25 protein-coding genes are annotated in these 23,690 nt (G+C 67.4%); 10 read left to right on the top strand and 15 right to left on the bottom strand.

The window, feature by feature from the left end; all coding sequences use genetic code 11:
- The first annotated feature begins 11 nt into the window (after window positions 1-11).
- From GR158_RS05540 to GR158_RS05530, 3 genes are all read left to right on the top strand, one after another.
- Window positions 12-1,844 carry a hypothetical protein gene (locus GR158_RS05540; protein WP_160870267.1) on the top strand — a complete coding sequence of 611 codons (1,833 nt, stop codon included), beginning with the start codon at window positions 12-14 and terminating at the stop codon, window positions 1,842-1,844.
- A gap of 69 nt (window positions 1,845-1,913) precedes the next feature.
- Window positions 1,914-3,518: an exodeoxyribonuclease VII large subunit gene (gene xseA / locus GR158_RS05535; protein WP_160870266.1), complete on the top strand. Its 1,605-nt coding sequence runs from the start codon at window positions 1,914-1,916 to the stop codon at window positions 3,516-3,518.
- 7 nt (window positions 3,519-3,525) lie between these two features.
- Window positions 3,526-4,116: an NAD(P)H-dependent oxidoreductase gene (locus tag GR158_RS05530; protein WP_160870265.1), complete on the top strand. Its 591-nt coding sequence runs from the start codon at window positions 3,526-3,528 to the stop codon at window positions 4,114-4,116.
- On the opposite strand, the gene GR158_RS05525 is transcribed toward GR158_RS05530, so the two are convergent.
- A complete protein-coding gene (locus GR158_RS05525; RefSeq protein WP_160870264.1) occupies window positions 4,117-4,599 on the bottom strand; it encodes a MarR family winged helix-turn-helix transcriptional regulator in 483 nt (160 codons plus the stop codon).
- 85 nt (window positions 4,600-4,684) lie between these two features.
- Between GR158_RS05525 and GR158_RS05520 the strand changes: the two genes are divergently transcribed.
- On the top strand, window positions 4,685-5,569 hold the full coding sequence (locus GR158_RS05520) for an EamA family transporter (protein ID WP_160870263.1): 885 nt from the start codon (window positions 4,685-4,687) through the stop codon (window positions 5,567-5,569).
- 48 nt (window positions 5,570-5,617) lie between these two features.
- On the opposite strand, the gene GR158_RS05515 is transcribed toward GR158_RS05520, so the two are convergent.
- Window positions 5,618-6,862: an aminopeptidase gene (locus GR158_RS05515; RefSeq protein WP_160870262.1), complete on the bottom strand. Its 1,245-nt coding sequence runs from the start codon at window positions 6,860-6,862 to the stop codon at window positions 5,618-5,620.
- Between the two features lie 66 nt (window positions 6,863-6,928).
- The gene (gene ybaK / locus GR158_RS05510) at window positions 6,929-7,402 is read right to left on the bottom strand and encodes a Cys-tRNA(Pro) deacylase (RefSeq protein WP_134648174.1); all 474 of its coding nucleotides are present in this window, start codon (window positions 7,400-7,402) and stop codon (window positions 6,929-6,931) included.
- Between the two features lie 144 nt (window positions 7,403-7,546).
- On the opposite strand from ybaK, the gene GR158_RS05505 reads away from it, so the two are divergent.
- Window positions 7,547-8,200, top strand: coding sequence for a sulfite oxidase-like oxidoreductase (locus GR158_RS05505; protein WP_160870261.1), 654 nt, complete (start codon window positions 7,547-7,549; stop codon window positions 8,198-8,200).
- Window positions 8,201-8,203: 3 nt separating this feature from the next.
- Here GR158_RS05505 and GR158_RS05500 read toward each other — a convergent pair whose 3' ends face one another.
- Genes GR158_RS05500 through GR158_RS05490 form a run of 3 tightly spaced genes read right to left on the bottom strand, consistent with a single transcriptional unit; the run spans window position 8,204 to window position 10,392 of the window.
- Window positions 8,204-8,548 carry an ArsC family reductase gene (locus tag GR158_RS05500; RefSeq protein ID WP_160870260.1) on the bottom strand — a complete coding sequence of 115 codons (345 nt, stop codon included), beginning with the start codon at window positions 8,546-8,548 and terminating at the stop codon, window positions 8,204-8,206.
- 46 nt (window positions 8,549-8,594) lie between these two features.
- Window positions 8,595-9,215 (bottom strand): YitT family protein, encoded by a 621-nt coding sequence (locus tag GR158_RS05495; RefSeq protein ID WP_134648168.1) that lies wholly within the window; start codon window positions 9,213-9,215, stop codon window positions 8,595-8,597.
- A 7-nt stretch (window positions 9,216-9,222) separates the two neighbouring features.
- A complete protein-coding gene (locus GR158_RS05490; RefSeq protein ID WP_160870259.1) occupies window positions 9,223-10,392 on the bottom strand; it encodes an amino acid aminotransferase in 1,170 nt (389 codons plus the stop codon).
- 151 nt (window positions 10,393-10,543) lie between these two features.
- On the opposite strand from GR158_RS05490, the gene GR158_RS05485 reads away from it, so the two are divergent.
- Window positions 10,544-11,023, top strand: a complete 480-nt coding sequence (locus GR158_RS05485; protein WP_160870258.1) for an Lrp/AsnC family transcriptional regulator — start codon at window positions 10,544-10,546, stop codon at window positions 11,021-11,023.
- A gap of 85 nt (window positions 11,024-11,108) precedes the next feature.
- A complete protein-coding gene (locus GR158_RS05480) occupies window positions 11,109-11,951 on the top strand; it encodes an endonuclease/exonuclease/phosphatase family protein (RefSeq protein WP_246665539.1) in 843 nt (280 codons plus the stop codon).
- Here the strand turns inward: GR158_RS05480 and GR158_RS05475 are convergent.
- Window positions 11,923-13,383, bottom strand: a complete 1,461-nt coding sequence (locus GR158_RS05475; protein ID WP_160870257.1) for a phospholipase D-like domain-containing protein — start codon at window positions 13,381-13,383, stop codon at window positions 11,923-11,925. The genes GR158_RS05480 and GR158_RS05475 overlap by 29 nt on opposite strands.
- Window positions 13,384-13,497: 114 nt before the next feature.
- Window positions 13,498-14,556 carry a succinylglutamate desuccinylase/aspartoacylase family protein gene (locus GR158_RS05470; protein ID WP_160870256.1) on the bottom strand — a complete coding sequence of 353 codons (1,059 nt, stop codon included), beginning with the start codon at window positions 14,554-14,556 and terminating at the stop codon, window positions 13,498-13,500.
- Window positions 14,557-14,685: 129 nt separating this feature from the next.
- Here GR158_RS05470 and GR158_RS05465 point away from each other — a divergent pair, with 129 nt between their 5' ends.
- The 3 genes from GR158_RS05465 (at window position 14,686) to GR158_RS05455 (ending at window position 16,484) form a co-directional block, all read left to right on the top strand.
- Window positions 14,686-15,258 (top strand): methylated-DNA--[protein]-cysteine S-methyltransferase, encoded by a 573-nt coding sequence (locus GR158_RS05465; RefSeq protein WP_160870255.1) that lies wholly within the window; start codon window positions 14,686-14,688, stop codon window positions 15,256-15,258.
- 67 nt (window positions 15,259-15,325) lie between these two features.
- Window positions 15,326-15,904 carry a TetR/AcrR family transcriptional regulator gene (locus GR158_RS05460; protein WP_160870254.1) on the top strand — a complete coding sequence of 193 codons (579 nt, stop codon included), beginning with the start codon at window positions 15,326-15,328 and terminating at the stop codon, window positions 15,902-15,904.
- Window positions 15,905-15,992: 88 nt separating this feature from the next.
- On the top strand, window positions 15,993-16,484 hold the full coding sequence (locus tag GR158_RS05455) for a hypothetical protein (protein WP_160870253.1): 492 nt from the start codon (window positions 15,993-15,995) through the stop codon (window positions 16,482-16,484).
- 65 nt (window positions 16,485-16,549) lie between these two features.
- Here the strand turns inward: GR158_RS05455 and guaA are convergent, their stop codons facing one another.
- The 7 genes from guaA to GR158_RS05420 form a co-directional block, all read right to left on the bottom strand.
- Entirely contained in the window at window positions 16,550-18,112 is a 1,563-nt protein-coding gene (guaA, locus tag GR158_RS05450) for a glutamine-hydrolyzing GMP synthase (RefSeq protein ID WP_160870252.1), read from the bottom strand.
- Between the two features lie 54 nt (window positions 18,113-18,166).
- A complete protein-coding gene (locus GR158_RS05445; protein ID WP_160870251.1) occupies window positions 18,167-18,811 on the bottom strand; it encodes a 5'-methylthioadenosine/S-adenosylhomocysteine nucleosidase in 645 nt (214 codons plus the stop codon).
- Window positions 18,808-19,257: a PaaI family thioesterase gene (locus GR158_RS05440; protein ID WP_134648150.1), complete on the bottom strand. Its 450-nt coding sequence runs from the start codon at window positions 19,255-19,257 to the stop codon at window positions 18,808-18,810. The genes GR158_RS05445 and GR158_RS05440 overlap by 4 nt, the downstream gene beginning before the upstream one ends.
- A 96-nt stretch (window positions 19,258-19,353) precedes the next feature.
- Entirely contained in the window at window positions 19,354-19,809 is a 456-nt protein-coding gene (locus GR158_RS05435) for a TspO/MBR family protein (protein ID WP_160870250.1), read from the bottom strand.
- A 42-nt stretch (window positions 19,810-19,851) separates the two neighbouring features.
- Window positions 19,852-20,955 (bottom strand): DUF1513 domain-containing protein, encoded by a 1,104-nt coding sequence (locus GR158_RS05430; protein WP_160870249.1) that lies wholly within the window; start codon window positions 20,953-20,955, stop codon window positions 19,852-19,854.
- Complete coding sequence (locus tag GR158_RS05425) at window positions 20,955-22,124, bottom strand: imelysin family protein (protein ID WP_160870248.1); 1,170 nt, start codon at window positions 22,122-22,124, stop codon at window positions 20,955-20,957. The genes GR158_RS05430 and GR158_RS05425 overlap by 1 nt, the downstream gene beginning before the upstream one ends.
- Entirely contained in the window at window positions 22,124-23,659 is a 1,536-nt protein-coding gene (locus tag GR158_RS05420; protein WP_160870247.1) for a di-heme oxidoredictase family protein, read from the bottom strand. The genes GR158_RS05425 and GR158_RS05420 overlap by 1 nt, the downstream gene beginning before the upstream one ends.
- Window positions 23,660-23,690 lie beyond the last annotated feature (31 nt).

Below are 23,690 nucleotides of genomic sequence, written 5' to 3'. Positions count from 1 at the left end.
AGGGTCAAGACATGCCGGAAACCACGCCCTCGGCCCTGCCGCTCGCAGCCGCCGCCGCGCCGCCGCGCCGCCAGGGCATGACGACAGGCGTGCTGGCGCTCTATGCCGCCATCGCCATCGCGCTCCTGCTTGCCATCTCGCTGCCGTTTGCCACCGACTATGTCGGCGCCGACAACGACGACACGATGCGCCTCGTCATGGTGCGCGACCTCATGGCCGGCCAGGGCTGGTTCGACATGACGCAATACCGTCTCGGCCTCGACGGCGGCACCCTCATGCACTGGTCGCGGTTCATCGACCTGCCCATCGCCAACCTGATCGGCTTCTTCTCGCTTTTCGCCGAACAGCCGCGCGCGGAAGCGCTGGCGCTGGCGGTCTGGCCGCTCATGCTGGTCGTGCCGGTGCTGTTCTTCATGGGATTGGCCGGCCACCGGCTGGGCGGCGCCGCCGCCATGCATGCGACGCTGATCCTGACGACGATCTTCGTCGTGGCGCTCAACCGCTTCCAGCCGGGCTCGATCGATCACCACAATGTGCAGCTCGCCATTATCGCCGGCATTGCCGCCATGCTGCTCGATCCGGGCCTGCGCGCACGCGACCACGCAGCGGCCGGCGCGCTGGCGGGTTTCGCCATCGCCATCGGTGCCGAAACCACGCCGCTGATCGGTGCGGTCTGCCTCGTCGTGGCGCTGCGCTGGCTCTGGCTGGGCCCGGCGTTCCGTGCGGCGGCGGCCGCCTTCGGGCTGGCGCTGGCGGCGACGGTGACGCTCGCCTTCTTCGCCACGGTCGCGCCCTCGCGCTACACGCAGGTGACCTGCGACAGCCTCTCCTACGGCTTCTATGCGCTCGCCACCTTCGGCGGTGCGATGCTGTTCCTGGTCGCATCCCTCACCAGCAACCGGGCCTTCGGCGGCCGGCTCGCCGCCCTCGCTGTCGGCGGCGCGGTGATCGCCGTCGCGGTCCTCGTCATCGCGCCGGGCTGCCTCGCCAATCCGCTCGATACGCTCGATCCGCTGCTGAAGACCTTCTGGCTGTCGGGCGTCATCGAGGCGCAGTCGGCCGTCGCGCAGTTCCGGCTGGAGCCGGCCTCCATCGGGACCTATTACGCGCCGGCCCTGCTTGCGCTTGCCGTCTGCCTGTGGCGCATCCGCCGTGGCGAGGCCGTCGGCGGGCACCTGACGATGCTGGCGCTGATCGGCGTCGCCTTCGCCGTCTCGCTCATCCAGATCCGCGGCGCGATCTTCAGCAACCTGCTGTCGGCGCTGCCGCTCGGCCTTGCCATTGCCGACCTGCGCCGGGCCTCGAACGCCCATCCGAGAAACCTCGGGCTCGGCCTCGCCTTTGCCGGCCTGACGCTGGCCGCCGTGCCCGCCACATGGGCGCTTGCCGGCGCACTTTTGCCCGGCCGCTCGCAGGAGCAATTGCAGGCCGGGCTTGCCGGCACCGCGAAGGTGCGCGCCGCCTGCACGGCGCAGGCCTCCATCGCGCCGCTGGCGAACGAGCCGGCGGGCGTCGTGTCCGGGCCGTCCAATCTCGGCGTGCAGATCCTGCGCTACACGCCGCACCGGGTGCTCTCCGCGCCCTATCACCGCAACCAGGGCGGCATGCTGACGGAACTGCATATCGGCCTGTCCAACCCGCACCAGGCCGAGGCTTTCCTGCGCGGGGCGCATGTCACGCTAGTCGCCTTCTGCGCCGACGACACCCAGACCCGCGACCTCGCCAAGGCCGAACCCGAAGGCCTCTATGCCGATCTGCTGAAGGGGCGGGTGCCGGATTATCTGGAACCGATCGCGGGAACCGAGAACGCCGCCTTGCAGCTCTTCCGGGTGAAGCCGCAATAGCGGCACTGCGCTGGGGACACGGCCCGCACCGGCCTGTCATCTGCCGGCAAACGCACTAGACTTGGCGGCATGAGCTTCTTTTCGGACAATGATTCGCCCAGCAACCTTGCCGAATATTCGGTGTCGGAACTCTCCGGCTCCATCAAGCGCACGGTCGAGCAGGCCTTCGACCAGGTGCGCGTGCGCGGCGAGATTTCCGGCTATCGCGGCCCGCATTCCTCGGGGCATGCCTATTTTTCGCTGAAGGACGACCGGGCGCGCATCGACGCCGTCGTCTGGAAAGGCAGCTTCTCGCGCCTGCGCTTCAAGCCGGAAGAGGGCATGGAGGTGATCGCGACAGGCAAGATCACCACCTTCCCGGGCTCCTCGAAATACCAGATCGTCATCGAGACGCTGGAGCCGGCCGGCGCGGGCGCGCTGATGGCGCTTCTGGAGGAACGCCGCCGCAAGCTCGCCGCCGAAGGCCTGTTCGATGCGGAGCGCAAGAAGCCGCTGCCCTTCCTGCCGAAGGTGATCGGCGTCGTGACCTCGCCGACCGGGGCCGTCATCCGCGATATCCTGCACCGCATCGCCGACCGTTTCCCGGTTCATGTCGTGGTCTGGCCGGTCAAGGTGCAGGGCGAGGGATCGGGCCAGGAGGTGGCCGCCGCCATCGAGGGCTTCAATGCGTTTGTCCCCGGCGGGCCGATCGCGCGGCCCGACGTGCTGATCGTCGCGCGCGGCGGCGGCAGCCTGGAGGACCTCTGGAGCTTCAACGACGAGATCGTCGTCAGGGCCGCGGCGGCCTCGCGGATCCCGCTGATCGCCGCCGTCGGGCATGAAACGGACTGGACGCTGATCGACCACGCCGCCGACCGCCGCGCGCCCACCCCCACGGGGGCGGCGGAAATGGCGGTGCCCGTGAAGGCCGATCTTCAGGCCGAGATCGCCTCGCTTGCCGCACGGCTCGGCGGCGCGATGGCGCGCCAGATGGACAATCGCCGCCAGGGCGTGCGCGCGCTTGCCCGCGCGCTGCCCTCGCTCGACCAGCTTCTGGCCCTGCCGCGCCGCCGCTTCGATGAAGCCGCCGCCGGTCTCGGCCGCGGGCTGCACATGAACACCGTCAACAAGCGCCGCAGCTTCGAGCGGGTGGCGGCGCATCTGCGTCCCGACATGCTGGTGACACGCATCGCCGAGCGCCGCCAGCGCGTCGGCGAGCGGCTGCTGCGGGCCGAGCGCGTGATCGAGCGCCGGCTTGACCAGCTGCGCGCGCGGCTTTCGGCTTTCGACGTGTCCCTGCGGGCGACACCCGCCCGCATCAGGACGCAGACCGAGCGGTCGCGCGACAGGCTGAAGGGCCTCGCGCTGCGGGGCGAAAGCGCGCTTGCCGGCGATCTGGCGCGCCGCCGTGCGCTCCTGCAGGCGCAGGATCGCGTGCTGCAATCGCTCTCCTACCGCAACGTGCTGAAGCGCGGCTATGCGCTGGTGCGCGACGAGGACGGCGCGCCGGTAAAGGGGGCGGGCGAACTCGGCCCCGGCCGCGCCATCGCCATCGAGTTCGCCGACGGCGTGGTCGACGCCGTCACGGGCCCTGTTACGGGTTCAGGCGGCGGCGGCGCGCCGCAGCGCAAAAAGCCGGCCAGACCGGAAACGGAGGCGGCAAAACCCGCGCCGCGCCAGGGCACGCTGTTCTGAGGCCGCCATGCGCATCCTGCTCGTGCTCGCCCATCCGCTGGAAGACAGTTTCGCCGCAAGCATCGCGGAAACGGCGCGCAGGACGCTGACGAAAAACGGCCATACGGTGGACTTGCTGGACCTCTATCGCGAGGATTTCGATCCGCGGCTGAGCGAAAGCGAGCGGGCGCGCTATTTCGCGCCGGATTACGACCCCGCCGAGGCCGAACCCTTCGTCTCGCGCCTGAAGCAGGCGGACGGGATAATACTGGTCTTTCCGCAATGGTGGTTCAATTTCCCGGCCATCCTGAAGGGCTTCTTCGACCGGGTCTTCGTGCCCGGCGTCGCCTTCGAGAACGATCCGGCCGGCGGGCGCATCCGGCCGCGGCTTGGCCATATCCGCCTGTTCTGGGCCTTCACCACGACGGGCTCGCCCTGGTGGGTCGTCAACCTCTATATGGGCAACCCCGTCAAACGGCTGCTGAAGCGCGGCATCGCCGCCTTCTGCGCCAAAGGCCTCGATTTCCGCATGGTCAATCTCCACGACATGGACCGCGCGGACGAGGACAAGCGCAGGGCGCATGTCGCGCGCGTCGAAAAGCGCGTCGGACGCATCTGATCATTCGAATTTCGCAAGGAAGGTCCGAAGCAGGCCGTCGAGCGCGTCGCGTTCGCCGGGGCTCAGCGCGGCGACCAGCCGGTGCTGGTTCTGCACATGGCTTTCGACCGCCGCATCGACCAGCGCCAGTCCCTTGTCCGTGAGCGCGATGATCACGCCACGCCGATCCTCCGGATTGTGCGTGCGTTCTATGAGGCCCGCCTTTTCCAGCTGGTCGAGCCGGTTGGTCATGGTGCCGGAGCTGACCATGGTGGTGGCGAGGAGATCGCCCGGGGACAGCCTGTAGGGCGCGCCGGAACGGCGAAGCGTCGCCAGCACGTCGAAGGCCGCCATGTTGATGCCGTGGCCGGCGAAGACCTTTTCCGTCTCCCGGGCAAGGTGATTGCGCAGGCGCGCGAGGCGGCCGAGCAGGCCCATCGGCCCGGTGTCGAGGTCCGGGCGTTCGCGGTTCCATTGCGCGGTAATTCTGTCGACGTGATCCATGGCGCGACTAAAGAGATAAATTATCTTGACGTCAAGATAATCGCATATATCTTGATATCAAGATTCTTTGTTTAGAGATAAATTCATGTCCCGCGCTTCCGACATCCTGTTGACGGCAACCGCCCCCGCCATCTGGGGCAGCACCTATATCGTGACCACGGAGCTGCTTCCCGCCGGCTATCCGCTGACGGTCGCCATGCTGCGGGCCCTGCCTGCCGGCCTTCTTCTGCTGCTCATCGTGCGCCAACTGCCGCGCGGGATCTGGTGGCCGCGCAGCTTCCTGCTCGGCGCGCTGAACTTCTCGTTCTTCTGGGCCATGCTCTTCGTCTCGGCCTATCGCCTGCCGGGCGGCGTGGCGGCGACGGTGGGTGCGATCCAGCCGCTCATCGTGCTCGCATTGTCGCGCGCGGTGATGGGCACGGCGGTCCGGCCGCTTGCGGTGCTCGCCGGCCTGGGCGGCATCGGCGGCGTTGCGCTGCTGGTGCTGACGCCGGCGGCAAGCCTCGACCCGATCGGCGTTCTCGCGGGTCTTGCAGGCGCGGTGTCGATGGCCTTCGGCACGGTGCTGTCGCGCCATTGGCAGCCGCCGGTGCCGCCGCTCACCTTCACCGCCTGGCAGCTCACGGCGGGCGGCCTGCTCCTGGTGCCCGTGGCGTTGCTCCTGGAGCCGGCCCTGCCGGTGCCGACGGCGGATAACCTCATCGGCTTCCTTTATCTCGGCGTGATCGGGGCGGCGCTGACCTATATCGTCTGGTTCCGCGGCCTGTCGCGGCTCGGCCCGGCGACGATCTCGCCGCTCGGCTTCCTGAGTCCGCTGGTGGCCGTCGTTCTCGGCTGGGCGTTGCTCGGGCAGGACCTGCGCCCGTTGCAGATTGCCGGAATGCTGGTGATCCTGGGAAGTGTCTGGCTCAGCCAGAAGGCACAGGCCGCGCCCGCGCCGTTGCCGCGCGCGACAAGCCCGGCGCTTTGAGGAAACGGCCGGCGTCATCAACGCCGGCCGTTTCGTATCCCGTCCGGGTCAGGCCCATTCGCCGGCGCGCATGACGGGCACGCGGCTTCCGTCGGCGCGCACGCCGTCGATATCGACCTTGTCGGAACCGATCATCCAGTCGATGTGGATGAGGCTTTCATTGCCGCCCTGCGCGCGGATCTGCTCGGGCGCCAGGCTCGCGCCGTCGAGGAAGCACTTCGAATAGCACTGGCCGAGCGCGATGTGGCAGGAGGCGTTCTCGTCGAACAGCGTGTTGTAGAACAGGATGCCGCTCGCCGAGATCGGCGAGGAATGCGGCACCAGCGCCACTTCGCCGAGCCGGCGCGCGCCCTCGTCGGTATCCAGCACCTTGTTGAGCACCGCCTCGCCCTTCGACGCCTTCGCCTCGACGATGCGGCCGCCCTCGAAGCGCACCCGGATATCGTCGATCAGCGTGCCCTGGTGGGAGAGCGGCTTGGTGGAGGAGACATGGCCCTCGACGCGCAGGGCATGCGGCGTGGTGAAGACCTCCTCGGTCGGGATGTTCGGGTTGCAGGTGATGCCGTTCTTCGCCGTGGAGGCGCCGCCGTGCCATTCGTGGCCGTCGGCCAGCCCGACCGTCAGGTCGGTGCCCGGGCCGGTGAAGTGCAGGGCGGAGAAGCGCTCGCCGTTCAGCCAGGCGGAGCGCTTGGCGAGGTTGGCATTGTGCGCGGCCCAGGCCGCGACCGGATCGGCGACATCGACGCGCGACGCGGCGAAGATGGCGTTGGCGAGCTTTTCGACCGCGACGTCTTCAGGGTCACCAGGGAAGACCTGCTTCGCCCAGGACGGGTTGGGATAGGAAACGATGTTCCAGTTGATGTCGAAATTGGCGATCTTTTCCAGCGCCGGCTTGTAGGCCATGGAGTTCGCCTTGTTGGCGCGCGCGACCTTGGAAGGGTCTTCGTTGGCCAGCAGCATCGGGTTGTCGCCGGCAATGGCGAGCCGTGCGGCACCATTGGCATAGGCCTTGGCCATGCCCTCGTAGAGCCAGTCCGCGGCGCGGTCGAAGCTTTCGTCCGGCGCATGGCGATAGCGGGCGAGCGTCGCCTCCTCGTCGGCATAGAAGGTGCTGACGAGCCCGGCGCCGGCCATGTAGGCGTGCTTCGTGATGAGCCGCACCAGCGGCAGGGCGGCGATCGGCGCGGTCATCACGAGGTCCTGCCCCTTCTGGAGCTGGAGGCCGACGCGCACGGCCACTTCGGCGAGCTTGTCGAGTTTGACGGGATCGACGGGGGAGGCGGGATGGGTCATGGCATGCCTGTCTGTTGCGAGGGATAGGAGAAACTTAGTGTGCCAGAGGGGCGATGAGAAGGTGTCTCAGGCAATCACCGGCGCGGCGATGGCCTTGAGCGCCGCCATCGCGTCGCGGGGTGCAAGCCGCACCTGAAGGCCGCGCTGGCCGCCGTTGATATAGACGGCCTCATGCGCCAGCGCCTCCTCCTCGATGGCCGTCGGCACCTGTTTCTTCTGGCCGAAGGGGCTGATGCCGCCCACCACGAAGCCGGTCAGCCGCTCGGCATCCGCCGGTTTCATCATCGCGGCCGACTTGCCCTTGAAGGCGCTGGCGAGCTTCTTCATGCTGACCTCGCGGTCGGAGGGCACGATCACGCAGACCGGCTTGCCGTCCACCTCGGCCATCAGCGTCTTCAGGACGCGCGACGGGTGCTCGCCGATCGCTTCCGCCGCCTGGAGGCCGACACGGTCGGCATTGGGGTCGTAGTCGTAGGTGTGGAGGGTGAAGGAAACGCCGGCCTTGGCGAGGGCCTGGGTGGCGCGCGTGGTCTTGGACATGGGGCTGCCGTCATCGAAGCGAAAAGAATGTCCGCCATGGGTGGCAGGTGGCGGGCCTGCCTGTCAATGCGCGGGCCGTCGCACCCGTCATCTTGACAGCGTGCCGCGCATTCCCAACTCTCGGACGGACAACAGGAGAGCGCCATGAGCGACGACGACGAGAGCAAGCTCACCCGCACCAAGCGCCGATGGGCGGACGAGGGCCGGTTCCTCACCGGGCGCATCACCCGCCCCGAGACCGACCGCCTGCCGCCCGGCCAGCATCTCGTGAAGAACTGGCCGGTGCTCGATCTCGGCCAGCAGCCGGTGATCCGGCCGGAAAGCTGGCGGCTGGACGTGAAGGGCGGCGCGGAAAACCCGATGTCCTTCGACTGGGCGGCCTTCCTCGCCCTGCCGCAGAGCGACCGGCTCACCGATATCCACTGCGTGACCACCTGGTCGCGCTACGACAACCGCTGGCAGGGTGTCGCGACGCGCGACCTGCTGGCGCTCGTCATGCCGCGGCCGCAGGCGCATTTCGTGATGCTGACGAGCTATGACGGCTACACGACCAACCTGCCGCTTGCCGATTTCGCCGCCGAGGACGCCATCCTCGCCACCCATTGGGAGGGCCAGCCGCTCTCCGTCGAGCATGGCGGTCCGATGCGGCTCGTCGTGCCGCATCTCTATTTCTGGAAAAGCGCCAAGTGGCTGACGCGCATCGACTTCCTGCCCGGCGACCAGGCCGGCTTCTGGGAGCGCAACGGTTATCACATGCGCGGCGATCCCTGGGCCGAGGAGCGCTACTCCGACGACTGAGCCTCAGAACAGGGTGTCGTAGATCTCGGGCTTGAAGCCGGCGGTCAGCGCGCCGTCGCGATCGAGGATCGGGCGCTTGATCATCGAGGGCTGGGCGAGCATCAGGGCGATGGCCTTGCCGGCATCGAGGTCCTGCTTGTCGACATCCGGCAGGGCGCGGAAAGTGGTGCCGGAGCGGTTGAGCACGGTTTCCCAGCCGAGCGTCTCCACCCAGCGCTTCAGGCTCTCCGCGTCGATGCCCTCGGCCTTGTAGTCATGGAACCGGTAGGCGACCCCCTTGGCATCGAGCCAGGTGCGGGCCTTCTTCATCGTGTCGCAGTTCTTGATGCCGTAGATGGTGACGGTCACGCATGCCTCCTTCTGTCGTTTGCGCCTTCTTAAGCCGCGAAGGGACTTACGTCACGCCCAGATAGCGGCCCGGGCGATGGTTGATGGCGAGCGTCATGTTGACGATGACGGCGCCGATCAGCGACAGCGCGAGCCGGTCGGCCGGGATGACGAACCAGGCGGCGGCGAGGATGGCGAGGTCCACGGCAAGCTGGAAATAGCCGGCGCGCAGGCCGAAGCGATCCTGCAGGTAGATGGCGAGAACGTTGATCCCGCCGAGCCCCGTGCGGTGGCGGAACAGGATGAGCAGGCCGGTGCCGGCGAGCGCCCCGCCCATGACGGCCGCATAGAGCGGATCGAGATGGGAAAAGCCGACGAGTTCGGAGGTCAGCCGGCTGAGCACGGAGACGAGCGTGACCGCCGCGAAGGTGCGCAGCGTGAACGCCCAGCCGAGCTTCTTCACCGCCAGCACGTAGAACGGCAGGTTGATGAGGAAGAACAGCCACCAGAAGCCGATGCCTGTCGCATATTGCAGCAGGAGCGCCAGACCCGACGTGCTGCCGGTCAGCAGCACGGCCTTGGTGTAGATCACCACGCCGAGCGCCACGAACATCGTGCCGATGAGGATGGCGATGACATCCTCATAGACGGAGTGCCGTTCCGGCGAGGTCGTGGTCCCGGTCGTCATGGAGGCCTCACAGGCTCAGGAATTTTTCGATAACGGCATCGACCTCGGCCGACTTGAGGCCGGCAATGTTGATGCGGCCGGAGGCGGGCATGTAGAGGGCGTGTTCGGCGCGCAGCTTCATGACGTCGGCTTCTTCCAGCGGCAGCAGCGAGAACATGCCTTCCTGCGCGCGGATCGACGTCAGCACCTGCCAGCGGGCGGAAAGGCCGGCGGCGAGGCGTTCGCGGATCGAGGTGATGCGCTGGCGCATGGTTTCCAGTTCCGCCATCCAGTCGGCCTTGAGCGCGGCATCGCCGAGAATGGTGGCGACCACGGCCGCGCCATGGTCCGGCGGCATGGAATAATTGGTGCGGGCGAGCGAGGCGAGGTTGCTGCGCACGGAGAGCGCCGTTTCGGCATTGCCGCAGGCGGCATAGATCGCGCCGGTGCGCTCGCGGTAGAGGCCGAAGGACTTGGAGCAGGAGACGGCAACCAGCGCCTCGGGAACGGCTGAAAGCAGCGTGCGCAGCCCTGCGGCGTCCTCCTCCAGCCCGCGGCCGTAACCCTGATAGGCGATGTCGACGAGCGGCAGCAGGCCGCGCGCGGCGATGAGATCGGAGACGGCGCGCCACTGGTCGTCGGTGAGGTTGGCGCCGGTCGGGTTGTGGCAGCTGGCATGCAGGAGGACCGCATCGCCGGCAGACGCCCCCGACAGGGCCTCCATCATGCGATCGAACAGCACGGTCTGGGAGGGGACGTCGAAGAAGGGGTAGCCGACGACCTCCAGCCCGGCGACCTTGAAGATCGCGGCATGGTTCGGCCAGCTCGGCAGGCCGAGCCAGATACGCCTGGTGCCCATGAGCGCCATGAGATCGGCGGCGAGGCGAAGCGCGCCGGAACCGCCCGGCGTCTGGAGGGCGGCGGTGGCGCGGCCCCTGCCGGCCTCGCCCGTCGTCAGCGTCCAGAGATGATCGAGAAAGACCGGGTTGCCCTCGGGGCCGACATAGGCCTTGGTCGGCTGCGTCTCGACAAGGCGGCGCTCGGCGGCCTTGACGGCGCGAAAGATCGGGGTCGCGCCCGTCTCGTCACGATAGACGCCGACACCGAGATCCACCTTGCCGGCGCGCGCATCCGTGCGGAAAAGGCCGATCAGCGCAAGCAGCGGATCGTCGGGCTGGCGGGCGAGGGCATCGAACATGTCAGGGGATCCTGTCTGGGGTGGCAATGGTCGTGGTGTAGGGGAAACCCGCCGCAAAATCGACCATGATTTTGCGGGCATCGCGCAAGGTACTTTTATCTTATTGCGCATTTCAGCTAGATTGATCCTGATTTTTGCTGATGGGGCCGATATGGACAGAAAGATTGCCGATGACGTCGTGCTGGACCAGACGGATCGGCGCATCATCCGCCTGCTCGTCGAGGATGCGGGCCTCTCCAACAACCAGCTCGCCGAAAAGGTCGGCCTGTCGCCCGCACCGCTGTCGCGCCGGCTGGCGCGGCTTGAGGCGAGCGGTGTGGTCCGCCACACCGTGATCGTCGATCCGCGCGCTGCCGGCATCGGCTTCCAGGCCTTTCTGGAAGTGTCGCTCGAGCGCACCGGCCCGCGCGTCGGCGAACGGTTCATCGATCTCGTGCGGCGCATGCCGGAGGTGGTGGAATGCCACACGGTCGCCGGCAGTTTCGATTTCCTGCTGAAGATCGCGGTGAAGGATGCCGGGGATTACCGCCGGCTGCTGTGGAGCGAATTCGAGCGCATGGGCGAGATCAAGACGCTGCGCTCGACCATCCTGCTCGACAGCCCGAAGATGCAGGTGAGCCCGCTGCCGTGATTTTTCCGGAACCTTCCCGCCGCCGGGCGGTTGCCGGAAAGGCGCGCGCGCCCATATGATGCATGGGTGCCACGAGGAAGGTGCATTGGACAGGAACAGCAGGACGACATCCGCCACATTGCTGACGGCCATCCGCAATCGCCGCGGTCATCGGCCGCCGGAAAGCAATCGCCCGGGCGACACGGTGATCGCCTCCTACAACGTGCACAAATGCATCGGCGTCGACCGGCGTTTCGATCCCGAACGCACCGCAAGCGTGATCGCCGAGATCGACGCGGACGTGATCGCCGTGCAGGAGGCCGACAAGCGTTTCGGCGAGCGCTCGGGCCTGCTGAACCTTGAGACGCTGGAGCGCGATTGCGGGCTGGTGCCGGTGCCGATCACATCACTCTCGTCCTCCGGCCACGGCTGGCACGGCAACATGATCATGATCCGCAAGGGCGTGGTTGGCGCCGTGCGGCAACTGAAGCTGCCGGGCGTGGAACCGCGCGGCGCGCTCGTCGTGACGCTCGACCTGCCGCGCGGCAAGCTCCGGCTCGTCGCCGCCCATTTCGGCCTGCTCAAGCGCTCGCGCGAGCAGCAGGCCATGGCGATCCTCGCCTCGGTGGCCGAGGAGGAGGCCATGCCCACGCTGCTCGTCGGCGATCTCAACGAATGGCGCGTCGGACGGCGCTCCTCGCTCGCGCGTCTCCAGCCGACCTTCGACCCGGCATCGGGCGCGGTGCCGAGTTTTCCCTCGCGTTTTCCCGTCCTGGCGCTCGACCGGGCGCTCGGCCATCCGCACGACCTCGTCACCTCCGTGGAAGTGCACGACACGCCGCTGGCGCGCATCGCCTCCGATCACCTGCCGATCAAGGCGCATATCGACCTGGAAGCGGTGTCGAGCCGCGCGGCGGACCTTACAGATAGGGCGAGCCAAGCCAGGTAATGTGCTCGACGAGGCGCTGGACGAAGGGCCGCGCCCTGATTTCCTCCAGCGTCACCTCGTGGGCACCGGCAAGGGCGGTATCGATGCGCTCGCCGACGAGGCTGGCGAAGCCTTTATCCACCACCTCGATATCGACTTCGAAATTCAGCCGCAGCGAGCGCGGATCGATGTTCGACGAGCCGATATAGGTCCAGGCGTCGTCGACCACCGTGAGCTTGGAATGGTTGAACACGCCGGCGGCCCGCCAGATGCGGCAGCCGTGTTTGAGCATCTGGTCGAACTGGGCGCTCATGGCGAGGTCGACCAGTTTCAGGTTGTTGGAATAGGGCACGACGATATCGATCCTGACCCCGCGCCGCGCGGCCGTGAGAATGGCGCTGATCAGTTCGCGGTCGGGCAGGAAATAGGGCGACATGATGCGGATGTGCTTCTTGGCGACGGACACCGCCCCCATCAGCACACGATGGTTGGTTTCGAGGCTCTTGTCCGGCCCTGACGGCACGACGCGGGCCAGCATGCCGCTGCCCGGCGCATCCGGCGGCGGCGCGATATGCCAGGCCTCGCCGGAAAGCTCGTCGCCACCCGAAAAGCGCCAGTCCTCGTAGGCGAGGCGGAAGAGATCGCCCACCACGGGGCCGGTGACGCGGAAATGCGTGTCCAGCGCCGCCGCCGCGCCGGCGAATTCCGTGCAGAAACCGGCGCGGATGTTGAGCCCGCCGGTGAAGGCGACGCTGCCGTCGACGATAAGGATCTTGCGGTGGGTGCGCAGGTTCGCATAGGGCAGCCGGAGGCCCATGACGATATTGCCGTTGAACACGTCGACCGGCACGTTCGCCCGCTTCAGTTCCGACACGACGGAGGGAATGGAATAGCGCGCGCCGACGGCATCGATCAGCACGCGCACCTCGACGCCGCGTTCCACCGCATCGGCAAGTGCTGCCACGAAGCGGCCGCCGGCATCGTCCCGGTCGAAAATGTAGGTTTCCAGCAGGATGGAGCGTTCGGCGGCGTCGATGGCGGCCAGCATGGCGGCATAGGCCTCGTCGCCGCTCGAGAGGAGGCCGATGCGGTTGCCCGAGGTCAGCCGGAAGCGGCCGACCGTGTCGCCCAGCCGCTGCATGGCGGCGAGCGCCCCGCCGAAGGCCACCTGCACATGCTCGTTGGACACGTCGTATTCGGCGCGGTGCTCCCAGCCGGAGGCCAGCAGTCCCTCGCGGCTGAGGCTGAGCGTCTTGCGGCGGATGCGGTTCACCCCGGCGACGTAATAGATGACAGCGCCGACGACCGGCGAGAGCACGATGACGCCGACCCAGCCGATGGCGGCGCGCACCTCCTCCTTCGTCATGGTCGCGTGGATCGCGGCCGGAACGCCCAGCGCGATGGACAGCGCGACGAGGATATGCGGCCAGTAGGCGGCGAAAGTGTCAAACATGATGCATTCGGCTCATCCCGCGGGCGGCAAGCCCGCCCCGCTATATATTGCCCCGGATGATGCGAATGCGAGAGGGTGTTTTGCCCCTTGGCGGAAAGATTTTCCGCCCTGGCGTCAATCCTCCAGCGTGCCGGGCTTGCGATCGCGCCGCGTCGCCTCGTGGCCGGCGATCTTCATGAGATCGTCGCCGCGCCGCGCATAGCGGGCGGAGCTGCGGGTGGCGATCAGCCCGTCATGGCGCGCCGCCACGGTGATCGTGCCGTCCGCCGCGCCGGGGCGGGTGATGAGGGTGGCGAGGATGTCGCCCGCCCTGACCGTCTCGCCGATATCGCGGTGGAAGAGGATGGTGCCGGGCGCGGGCGCCTTCACCATTTCGATATTGTCGAGCGGAACGGCCGGGCCGGTATAGGCGCGCGCACTGAGCGCGGGATCGGCGACGACGCCGCGCCCGGCGAGGAAGGCCCAGAGGCCATCGGCATCGCGGGCGGCCATGCCGGAATAGACGTCGCGGCGGCCGCGCAGTTCCACCGTCACGGAGAGACGCCCGGGCACGGTTTTCAGCTTCTCTCCGCCCTGATGCTTGAAGGCGTGGCCGACGGCCTCCTCGAAGGCGGTGCTTTCGCCATCGGAGAGGAACACCGCCTGCATGTCGAGGGCTGCGGCGAGATCGGCCGCCTCCGGCCAGAAGGCATCGTCGATATAGGCATATTGCAGGGATTCGTCGTCGCAATGCAGGTCGAGCACGAGGTCGTGGCCGAGTGCCGTGTGGAGCAGCGTGCGTTTCAGCCGGTCGACGGCGCTGCGGCGGTCTAGGTCGGCGATGAGCGTCTCACGCTCGGCGAGCGCCACGAGCGGGAAATCCCGGTTGAAATTTGTGCGCGAGCCCAGGTCGAACCGGCCTTCCATCTCGCCGAAATGGGACTGGGCAAGCCCGATCGGATTGGCCTGCGGGATGACGGTGATGTCGCCGCGAATGGTGCCCGCAGCATCCGCCGCGCGCAGCTTTTCGAGGAGGAAATGCGCGACCGCGACGCCGGGCAGTTCATTGGCGTGGAGGGCGGCCTGCATATAGACGGAGGGCGCCGCCGCATCGCTGCCCTTGAAGCGGAAGACCGGCGCGCGCCATTCGATGCCGGCCGTATCGCCGCCGATGATGATCTCTGTCCGTTCCACGTCATGCCCTCGCTGCTTCGTTTCGCCCGGTTATGCGAAGGGATGGCGCGTTCCGCAAGCCCCGGCAAGAATCGGGTTGAAAGCGGCGGGCCAAAGCCCGATCTTCGGTGAAACGGAAAGGAACCGATCATGCCCGGCGATATCCGCTATCTGATCTTCGACACGGCTGGCGGCCCCTGCGGCATCGCCTGGACCCCGGCCGGCATCGTGCGCTTCCAGTTGCCGGGCGAGGATGCGGCGACGACGCGCCGCCTGCTGTTGCGCCGCCTGCCCGAGACCGAGACAGCGGCCGGGGCCGGCGCGCCGCCGCCGGATGTCGCCCGCGCCGTGGATGCGGTGAGGCGCTATTTCGCGGGCGAGGCTGTCGATTTTACCGGCGTCGCGCTCGACCTTGCGGGCCAGAGCGATTTCTTCCTGAAGGTCTATGAGGCCGCGCGCCGGGTGCCATGGGGCAGGACGACGACCTACGGCACGATAGCCCGCGATCTGGGTGCTGGCCCGGAAATGGCGCGCGAGGTCGGCCAGGCCATGGCGAAGAATCCCGTCGCGCTCATCATTCCCTGCCACCGCGTGCTCGCCACCGGCGGCAAGGTGGGCGGCTTCTCCGCGCCGGGCGGCTCGTCCTCCAAGCTGAAGATGCTGGCGCTGGAGGGCATCTCCTTCGCGCCGCCCGCACCGGCGCAGCAGTCCTTTGGCTTCTAGGGACGTCGACGGCGGTGCGGCGGATGATGGGACTTGCATTACGACCTACTAGTTGGTAGATAGCGACATGAGCAACCTTCCTTCCACCGCCGACGACATTCTCCGCTGCGCCCGCACCCTCCTCGTGCGCGGCGGCTATAACGGTTTCAGTTATGCCGATATCGCTGCCGTCGTCGGCATCCGCAAGGCCAGCATCCACCATCATTTTCCGGCGAAGGCCGATCTCGTCCGGGCGGTCGTCGCGCAGTATCGCGAGGAGGCGCGGCAGGGCCTGGCGACCGTGGAACAGGCCGTCGCCGATCCGCGCGCGCAGGTCGAAGCCTATCTCGGCTATTGGGAGGCCTGCATCGCCGATGCGTCGCACCCCTTCTGCGTCTGCGCGCTGCTCGCCACCGAGATGCAGCTTTTGCCCGAGGCGGTGGCGCTCGAAGTGCGCGCCCATTTCCGGCACCTCTCGGGCTGGCTCGCCGCCGTGCTGGAGCGCGGTGCCGCCGAGGGCCGCTTTACATTGGCCGGCACGGCTGGCGATAATGCGGAACTGTTCATGGCCGCCGTGCACGGCGCGATGCTTTCGGCGCGCGCCTATGGCGAGCCTGCCGCATTCGCCACGGTCTCCCGCTCCCTGCTGGAGCGCATCGCCGCCTGAAACCGGCAATTCCAATGGCGCAACGCTGACACCAATTGCCTACCAACTAGTAGATAGTTGAACCGCTCACACCAGAAAGGACAATTTGATGTTCGGAATTTCTCCCCTCGGCTGGGTCCATACGCTCGGCAGCCTGCCGGCCATACCCGTGGCGCTCTACATGTTCGCCCGGCACGGCCGCATCGTCCCGCGCTCGCGCGCGGGCATGATCTATCTCGTTTCCATGCTGATCGGCGCTGCGACCGCCTTCCTCGTCGCGCACCAGCCCGTGAGCTACGGTATCGCCGGGGCGACGATCCTGTTCCTGGCCGCAGGTTACGGGGCGCAGCGCCTGTTCGGCCGGGCGCGCCTCGCACGATATGTCGAGACGATCTGTCTCACCCTGAGCGCGTTTCTTCTGATGCTGCCGACCATTACCGAAATCCTGCGCCGGGTCCCGGACGGACACCCGCTGGCGCCCGATCTGAATTCGCCGCTGCTGCTCGGCGCGCAGGCGACGCTGCTGGCCATCCTGATCATCGGCCTGGCCGCGCAGATCCTTTTCCTGCGGCGGCAGAACGAGGCTGTCGCGGCCACATGAGCCGCAAAGCCATGGCCCGATAAAGTTTGTCCCGGCGATGAGAGGTTATCGCCGGGACAAAACCATCATTCCCACTCGATCGTGCCCGGCGGTTTCGAGGTCACGTCGTAGACGACGCGGTTGATGCCGCGGACTTCGTTGATGATGCGGGTCGCGGCGCGGCCGAGGAAGTTCATGTCGTAATGGTAGAAGTCGGCGGTCATGCCGTCGACGGAGGTGACGGCGCGCAGCGCGCAGACGAATTCATAGGTGCGGCCGTCGCCCATGACACCGACGGTCTGGACGGGGAGCAGCACGGCGAAGGCCTGCCAGATCTTGTCGTAGAGGCCCGCCTTGCGGATTTCGTCGAGATAGATCGCATCGGCTTCGCGCAGGATCTCCAGCTTGTCGCGGGTGATGCCGCCCGGGCAGCGGATGGCAAGGCCCGGACCCGGGAACGGGTGGCGGCCGATGAAGCTCTCGGGCAGGCCGAGTTCGCGGCCGAGCACGCGCACCTCGTCCTTGAAGAGTTCGCGCAGCGGTTCGACGAGCTTCATGTTCATGCGCTCGGGCAGGCCGCCGACATTGTGGTGCGACTTGATCGTGACCGACGGGCCGCCTGTAAACGACACGCTTTCGATGACATCGGGGTAAAGCGTGCCCTGCGCGAGGAATTCCGCGCCGCCGAGCTTCTTCGCTTCCTCCTCGAACACCTCGATGAACAGGCGCCCGATGATCTTGCGCTTGGTCTCGGGATCCGAAACGCCTTCCAGCTCGCCGACGAAGCGGTCGACGGCGTCGACATGGATGAGATGCAGGTTGTAGTGCTCGCGGAACATGGCGACGACATCGGCCGCCTCGTTCTTGCGCATCAGGCCGTGGTCGACGAGGATGCAGGTGAGCTGCTCGCCTACGGCCTCATGGATGAGAAGCGCCGCCACGGAACTGTCGACGCCGCCCGAAAGCGCGCAGATGACGCGCTTGTCGCCGACCTGCTCGCGGATCGCTTCCACGGCGCGGGCGCGGTAGGCCGACATCGACCAGTCGCCCTTGATGCCGGCGATCTTGTGCACGAAGTTCGACAGCAGCTTGGCGCCATCGGGCGTGTGCACCACTTCCGGGTGGAACATCGTGGTGTAGTAGCGCTTCGCCTCGTTGACGCAGATGGCGAAGGGCGCGTTTTCCGACGTGCCGATGACCTCGAAGCCCTCGGGCGCCTTGGTGACGCGGTCGCCGTGGCTCATCCAGACCGGATATTTTTGGCCGACGTCCCAGAAGCCCTCGAAAAGCGGGCTGGACTTCAGGATCTCCACATCGGCGCGGCCGAACTCGCGGGCATGGCCGCCTTCGACGGTGCCGCCGAGCTGCAGGCTCAGCGTCTGCTGGCCGTAGCAGATGCCGAGGATCGGCAGGCCGGAATCGAAAACCACCTGCGGCGCGCGCGGGCTGCCCTGGTCGAGAACCGAGGCGGGGCCGCCGGAGAAGATGATCGCCTTCGGCTTCATGCGGTGGAAGGCTTCTTCCGCCGACTGGAAGGGGATGATCTCGCAGTAGACGCCTGCTTCGCGCACGCGCCGCCCGATGAGCTGGGTCACCTGGCTGCCGAAATCGATGATGAGAACGCTGTCGGGATGGGCTGTCTGGGTCATGGCGAGCCTTTAATGAATATCCGTGCGACGCGCAACCGGGGACAGGCCGGATTTTCAGCCTTTCAGCACGATCGTGCCGTCGCGCAACGACGCTTCCAGCCGGTCGACCGCCACGGCGAGCTTTTCGTCGATGACGCCGAGATACTGCGTCCAGTCGCCGATATGGCTGAGCTCGGTCTTGCCGTCGGAAATGCCGCGCAGGCCGATGAGCCGCACGCCGAAGGCCTGGCAGGCGCGCAGCGCCCCATAGGTCTCCATCTCCACCATGTCGGCATCGATGGCCGCATAGGCGGCGCCCGAGACGATATTGGCGCCGGTGGAAAGCCGCGCTTCCGCGATACCGGGAATGCGCGCGGGAAGCGGCACCTCCGCCGGCAGCGCGAGAAAGGGCGTGGCGCCCTTGGTAAAGCCGATGGCCGAGGCGTCCATGTCGCGGTAGGAAACCGAGGTCGCCTGGTAGATGCCCGTCTGTTCCAGCGTGGCGGAGCCGGCCGAACCGAGCGAGACGACGAAATCCGGCAGGCGCGCTTCCGCCGCGAGATGGCTGAGCGCCAAGGTCAGCTGCACGGCGGTCTCGACGGGGCCGACGCCGGTCAGGAGCGGCGTGATGCGCGATTTCAGATGCGGGCCGTATTCGGCGCTCACGGCCATGACATAGAGGACACGATGGTTGCCGACGGACTTGATGGTGAAGCTCATCCCGCGACGTCCTCGCGTCCGCGCACCACCATCATCGTGCCCGTCATGGACGCGATCAGCTTGGCCGGGCCATCGGACACGGCATAGCCGCGCCCGTCGGCGACGATGATGTTGGAGCCCGGCTTGGTGACCTCGCCGCGGAACAGGAAGCGCTCGCCGCGCCCCGGCGACATGAGGTTGACCTTGAATTCGATGGTGAGGATCGAGGCATCGGGATCGATGACGGAATAGGCGGCGTAGCCGCAGGCCGCATCGAGCGCGGCGGAAATGATGCCGGCATGCAGGAAGCCGTGCTGCTGCGTCAGCTTCTCGTCGAAGGGAAGCTCGATTTCCACCGTGCCGTGGGAAATGCGGGTGAGCTCCGCGCCGATCAGGCGCATGGCGGCCTGACGCTCGAAACTCCTGGCGATGCGGTCGGCGAAACCCGACGGAGGAAAGCCTGTCATGATACTCACACGGTTGCCGGCGCGCCGGCCGAAAGCGGGACAGGCGGAAGGTTGCATGGCCGATGCTGCACTGCAAGCGTCATGATGGGACGCGTGTCAGTTCAGCATGACGATGGCGGTGTTGAGTGCCGTCGCGAAGGCGACCCAGGCAAGGTAGGGCGTAAACAGCAGGGATGCCGTGCGATCCTGCCGCCAGGAGGCGGCCATGAAGCCGATGACGGCGACCAAGAGGCCGAGGATGACGATGAGCGCGGAGGAGGGATCGCGCAGGCCGAAGAACAGCGGCGACCAGGCGAAGTTGAGGATGATCTGGGCAAACCACAGCCGCATCGCCATCGTGCGGCGGAAGGAAAGCCAGGTCCGCGCGCCGACCGCGCCGATGATGACATAGAGGATGCTCCAGACCGGCGCGAAGACCCAGTTCGGCGGGTTGAACGACGGCTTGGCGAGGGATTGATACCATTCGCCCGGCACGTTGTTGGCGCCGATGAAGAGGCCGCCGCCGAGAACGACGACGATGAAGACGAGATAGGTCAGGGTCTTGTTGCTCATGCTGCGCAAAGTAGCGCGCTCCGGCGCGTCGTCCACATGGATTCAGCGGCTGGCCGAGAGTTTCGCGATGTGCTGGTCCCAGGCCACGGGCTCGCGCCGTCCGGCGAAGTGGCCGTCATAGGAGGAGACGGCAAAACCGTGCGGCGCGGCGGCGATGCCGGCGGCATCCGCGACGGCCTCATCCCGGATGACCCGGCCGTTGTCTGCCTCCAGCACGACGAAGCGCCCGCCGTTCGGCGAGGTGAGGCCGATGAGGCCCTCGCTTCGGTTGACGGCAATGGCGCCGACATAGTTGGCAAGCCCGATCGTCGTTTCCGCCGGCAGCGAAAGGAATGTCAGGTCCTCGCCCTTGCCGAAACGGCCGACGAGCGGCGGCAGGTCGTTGCGCGGCCCCTCGTACTGGCAGGCGAACCAGATGCGGCCCTTGTCGTCGAGATCGATGTGGCGGGTCGAAAGCCGGCGCAGCTTTTCCGGCAGGGCATGGCGTTCGACGAGCGCGCCGCTCGCCGCGTCGATCAGCGCGAGCGAGGGCTCCATATGGTCGAGATTGAGCTTGGTGCGGCCGAAATCCGGGTGGGTCTCGATGCCGCCATTGGCCGCGATCAACAGCTTGCCGTCGTCGCTGACCGAAAGATCATGGGTGCCGATGCCGTAGGTCTGGTATTCGCCGATGCGGCGATAGCCGTCGCGGGCGTCGTAAAGGCCGATGACGCCGCGGCGATTGTCGAAATCGTTTTCGCTGGCATAGAGCAGCCGCCCGTCCGGCGAAAAGCAGCCGTGGCCGAAGAAATGCCGGTCCTCGGCTGCCGCGATGGTGACGGGCTCGGCCCTGCCCGTGCGGTCGATCACCAGCGCGAAGGTGCCGGGCCGCCGTGCGAAGGCGACGAGATGGCCGGTGACGGGCGAAAAGGCCATGCCGTGGCTGCGGGCGGGAAGCGGCGTGCGGTCGATGACGGTGCCGTCCTCGGTAAGCACGGCGATGCCGAACGTGCCGTCGCGGTCGCGGTAGCCGGAGGCGAAGACCGCATCGGTGCGCGACAGGGCGAAGGACGGGCGCGGCGCGAGCGCGGCGACGAAGGCCACGCCCGCCATGCGCAGGAAGGCGCGGCGCTCGATGGCCGCGCTGGACCGGCCCGCCGCGCGCATCAGTCGCCGTCCGCGAAGGAGAAGCCGGCGCCCAGCCCCATGGCCGTGCCGTATTCGCCGTTCAGCCGCTCGATCAGGTCACGGGAATTGACGAGCAGGAAGGCGATCTTCTGTTGTTCCTCGGGCGTCGATACGGCCTTTTCGATGTCCGGATCGATGGTCGGCGTGACGCGCGCCAGCGCTTTCAGCACGAAATCGATATTGCCGCCGATGGACACGAAGCCGGGATCGATGAGGCCGGCCATGCCCGACGTGTCGAACAGCGCGCGCAGCCCCTCGATATTGGCGCCGATCGACACCCAGGTGTTGCCGGAGCGCCAGAACAGAGCCGATTTCGGGCGCGCGATGCCGCCGTGCCGGTAGAAGGTCTCGATGCGCTGGTCGCGCACCGCTTCCGCACCGTGCACGAGGATGCCGAGCAGCGCGGTTATCGCCTCGCGGCCGGTGCGGAAGACCGGGTTCTGCGGGCCGGGGTGTTTCCAGTCGCGCTGCACGCCGTCGGGCGCATCCCAGGCGGCGACGAGCTGCCCCGCCGTCTTTTCGATATGGCTGGCGACGGCGGCGGCGTAACGGCAGCGGAAGCCGTCCGGCCCGGCCATCAGCGTATCCGCGCCCGTGCCGTAAAGCGCGAATTCCAGCGCGCCGAAGCCCTGGATGGCGACGCTTCTGGCGCCCATCGTGGCGGCGTCGGCATCCGCCGGATCCTGCTTTTGAAGAAGCGCCTGCACCTGCTTCAGGCCGGTGCTCTTGCGGTCGGGATAGAAGAGGATGCGTTCGAAGCGGTTGTCGTCGAGCACGGGGCCGATGCGCACGATCTCGATGCGGCCCCAGTCGGCGACCGCCTGGCGAAACGCCGTGTCGACCGCCTGCCGCGTTTCGGCGGACGGGGCCGCGCAGAAGGCATCGGTCGCCCTGGCGAGCGCGCCGGCGGAGGTGTGGAAGGCGCGGTAGCCGGGGCGGATGACCTCGTCCACGGCCTTGGTCATCACGCCGACGACGTTTTCATCGGTGAGATCAGGCGGCACCGGCGCGGTGCCCTCCTGCGCCAGTGCCGGAAGCGTGGCGGTGACCGTAAGGCAGGCGGCGAAAAGCAGGGCAGCTATCCGGGGTTTGCCCGGCTTTAGCCGCGGGCGCAGGGAAAAGCGGAGGAAAGAAAGGCGCCGGATCATCAGAGGCTCTCCAGGAATTTAAGAAGGGCGTCGCGGTCGTGTTTTTCCAGCGCGGCGAAGCGGTCGCGCGCCGCCTGTGCCTCCCCGCCGTGCCACAGGATGGCTTCGGTGAGGTTGCGGGCGCGCCCGTCATGCAGGAAGAACGTATGACCGTTGACGGTTTTTGTAAGGCCGATGCCCCAGAGCGGCGGCGTGCGCCAGTCGCGGCCGGTGGCAATGCCGACTGCCTGCCCGTCGGCAAGGCCGTCGCCCATGTCGTGCAGCAGGAAATCGGAATAAGGCCAGATCAGCTGGAAGGCATGCGCCTTGTTGTCGGCATCGCGCCGCGTCACGAATTTCGGATGGTGGCAGGACACGCAGCCCGTCTCGTAGAAGACGCGCTTGCCGACCAGCGTTTCGGGGAAACTCGCCTTGCGCCGCGCGGGCACGGCAAGGTTTTCGGCATAGAAGGTGACGAGGTCCATGACCGGCGGCGGCGCCTCCACGTCGCCGAGGCGCGGCTGCACGCCGTTCGGCCGCTCCAGGCAGGCGGTCTGCGCGGGCGTGCAATCGCCCTGGTGCAACGGCACCTCGGGCGTCGAGATGCCGATATCGAAGGCGAAGGCTTCCGCGCTCTGCCGGCGCACCGTGGCGGACTGCGCCTTCCAGCCGAAACGGCCGAGCGCCTGCTTGCCGGTCGCGGGATCGATGGCGATGGCCGCGCGGCCGCGGATGCCGTCGCCATTCGCATCGTCAGGGTCGGCAAGCGCGCGGATATCGGCCTCGTGGATCGCCTGGATCAGCCCGAGGCCGAGCATCGGCTGGGTGACGCGCGGCGAGAGCGTCGTGGCCGGGTCGAGATCACCATAGGCGAGATCGGTAACGGAATAATGCGGCCGGCGCAGCATGACCATCTCGCCGCCGGCAAGCGTCACCGGTTCCTCGGTATAGGTGACGGCCATGCGTCCCTCTGCCTTGAGGCCGGGCACGGCCTGATCCTGCAACTGGCGTCCGTAGATGGGATCAGGCAGGCTCATCTGGCCGAAACTGGCGAGGGCGGTCCTTTCGTCTTGCGTGCGCGCCGGGCGGGCAAGCCGCAGGAACATGGAGGTGGCATCGGCCGCGCCTTCCGGCGGATGGCCGCGGCCGTCGCGGATATGACAGGTCTGGCACGAGCGCGCGTTATAGAGCGGGCCGAGCCCGTCGGAGGCCTGCGTGGAGGAGGGCGAGGAGACCCAGAGCTTCTGGAAGAGAGCATTGCCGAGCTTGAAGCTCTCCCGCTCCTCGAAGGTGATGTTTTCGGAAAAATGCGAGAAGCTGTTGATGTCCGTGCGGGCGAGCGACGTCGCGGCCCCGCCGGACATGGCTTCGTACTGCTCCGCCTTGGAAAAATCGGTGGCCAGGGCGGTTGCCGCCTCGACGCGCTTTTTGTCCTTTGCGGAGAGATCGTCCCGGGCGCGCCCGGAGGAATGCGCCGCCCCAAGCGCAAAAACGCCTGCCGACACGGCGACCGCGGCGAAAACCGCGAGCAGACGGCGGGCAGGGCGTTTCGTCATGCGTGAAATCGGGCCACCGTTCCCGGGAGCG

The organism is Shinella sp. AETb1-6 (genome assembly GCF_009826875.1).
GTDB lineage: Bacteria > Pseudomonadota > Alphaproteobacteria > Rhizobiales > Rhizobiaceae > Shinella > Shinella sumterensis.
This window is presented reverse-complemented; position numbering and strand designations above follow the sequence as displayed.

Excerpts from the sequence above, each read along its gene's own strand:
- GR158_RS05540 (WP_160870267.1), top strand. The coding sequence starts at position 12 with ATGCCGGAAACCACGCCCTCGGCCCTGCCGCTCGCAGCCGCCGCCGCG.
- xseA (WP_160870266.1), top strand. The coding sequence starts at position 1,914 with ATGAGCTTCTTTTCGGACAATGATTCGCCCAGCAACCTTGCCGAATAT.
- GR158_RS05530 (WP_160870265.1), top strand. The coding sequence starts at position 3,526 with ATGCGCATCCTGCTCGTGCTCGCCCATCCGCTGGAAGACAGTTTCGCC.
- GR158_RS05525 (WP_160870264.1), bottom strand. The coding sequence starts at position 4,599 with ATGGATCACGTCGACAGAATTACCGCGCAATGGAACCGCGAACGCCCG.
- GR158_RS05520 (WP_160870263.1), top strand. The coding sequence starts at position 4,685 with ATGTCCCGCGCTTCCGACATCCTGTTGACGGCAACCGCCCCCGCCATC.
- GR158_RS05515 (WP_160870262.1), bottom strand. The coding sequence starts at position 6,862 with ATGACCCATCCCGCCTCCCCCGTCGATCCCGTCAAACTCGACAAGCTC.
- ybaK (WP_134648174.1), bottom strand. The coding sequence starts at position 7,402 with ATGTCCAAGACCACGCGCGCCACCCAGGCCCTCGCCAAGGCCGGCGTT.
- GR158_RS05505 (WP_160870261.1), top strand. The coding sequence starts at position 7,547 with ATGAGCGACGACGACGAGAGCAAGCTCACCCGCACCAAGCGCCGATGG.
- GR158_RS05495 (WP_134648168.1), bottom strand. The coding sequence starts at position 9,215 with ATGACGACCGGGACCACGACCTCGCCGGAACGGCACTCCGTCTATGAG.
- GR158_RS05490 (WP_160870259.1), bottom strand. The coding sequence starts at position 10,392 with ATGTTCGATGCCCTCGCCCGCCAGCCCGACGATCCGCTGCTTGCGCTG.
- GR158_RS05485 (WP_160870258.1), top strand. The coding sequence starts at position 10,544 with ATGGACAGAAAGATTGCCGATGACGTCGTGCTGGACCAGACGGATCGG.
- GR158_RS05475 (WP_160870257.1), bottom strand. The coding sequence starts at position 13,383 with ATGTTTGACACTTTCGCCGCCTACTGGCCGCATATCCTCGTCGCGCTG.
- GR158_RS05465 (WP_160870255.1), top strand. The coding sequence starts at position 14,686 with ATGCCCGGCGATATCCGCTATCTGATCTTCGACACGGCTGGCGGCCCC.
- GR158_RS05460 (WP_160870254.1), top strand. The coding sequence starts at position 15,326 with ATGAGCAACCTTCCTTCCACCGCCGACGACATTCTCCGCTGCGCCCGC.
- GR158_RS05455 (WP_160870253.1), top strand. The coding sequence starts at position 15,993 with ATGTTCGGAATTTCTCCCCTCGGCTGGGTCCATACGCTCGGCAGCCTG.
- guaA (WP_160870252.1), bottom strand. The coding sequence starts at position 18,112 with ATGACCCAGACAGCCCATCCCGACAGCGTTCTCATCATCGATTTCGGC.
- GR158_RS05445 (WP_160870251.1), bottom strand. The coding sequence starts at position 18,811 with ATGAGCTTCACCATCAAGTCCGTCGGCAACCATCGTGTCCTCTATGTC.
- GR158_RS05440 (WP_134648150.1), bottom strand. The coding sequence starts at position 19,257 with ATGACAGGCTTTCCTCCGTCGGGTTTCGCCGACCGCATCGCCAGGAGT.
- GR158_RS05435 (WP_160870250.1), bottom strand. The coding sequence starts at position 19,809 with ATGAGCAACAAGACCCTGACCTATCTCGTCTTCATCGTCGTCGTTCTC.
- GR158_RS05430 (WP_160870249.1), bottom strand. The coding sequence starts at position 20,955 with ATGCGCGCGGCGGGCCGGTCCAGCGCGGCCATCGAGCGCCGCGCCTTC.
- GR158_RS05425 (WP_160870248.1), bottom strand. The coding sequence starts at position 22,124 with ATGATCCGGCGCCTTTCTTTCCTCCGCTTTTCCCTGCGCCCGCGGCTA.
- GR158_RS05420 (WP_160870247.1), bottom strand. The coding sequence starts at position 23,659 with ATGACGAAACGCCCTGCCCGCCGTCTGCTCGCGGTTTTCGCCGCGGTC.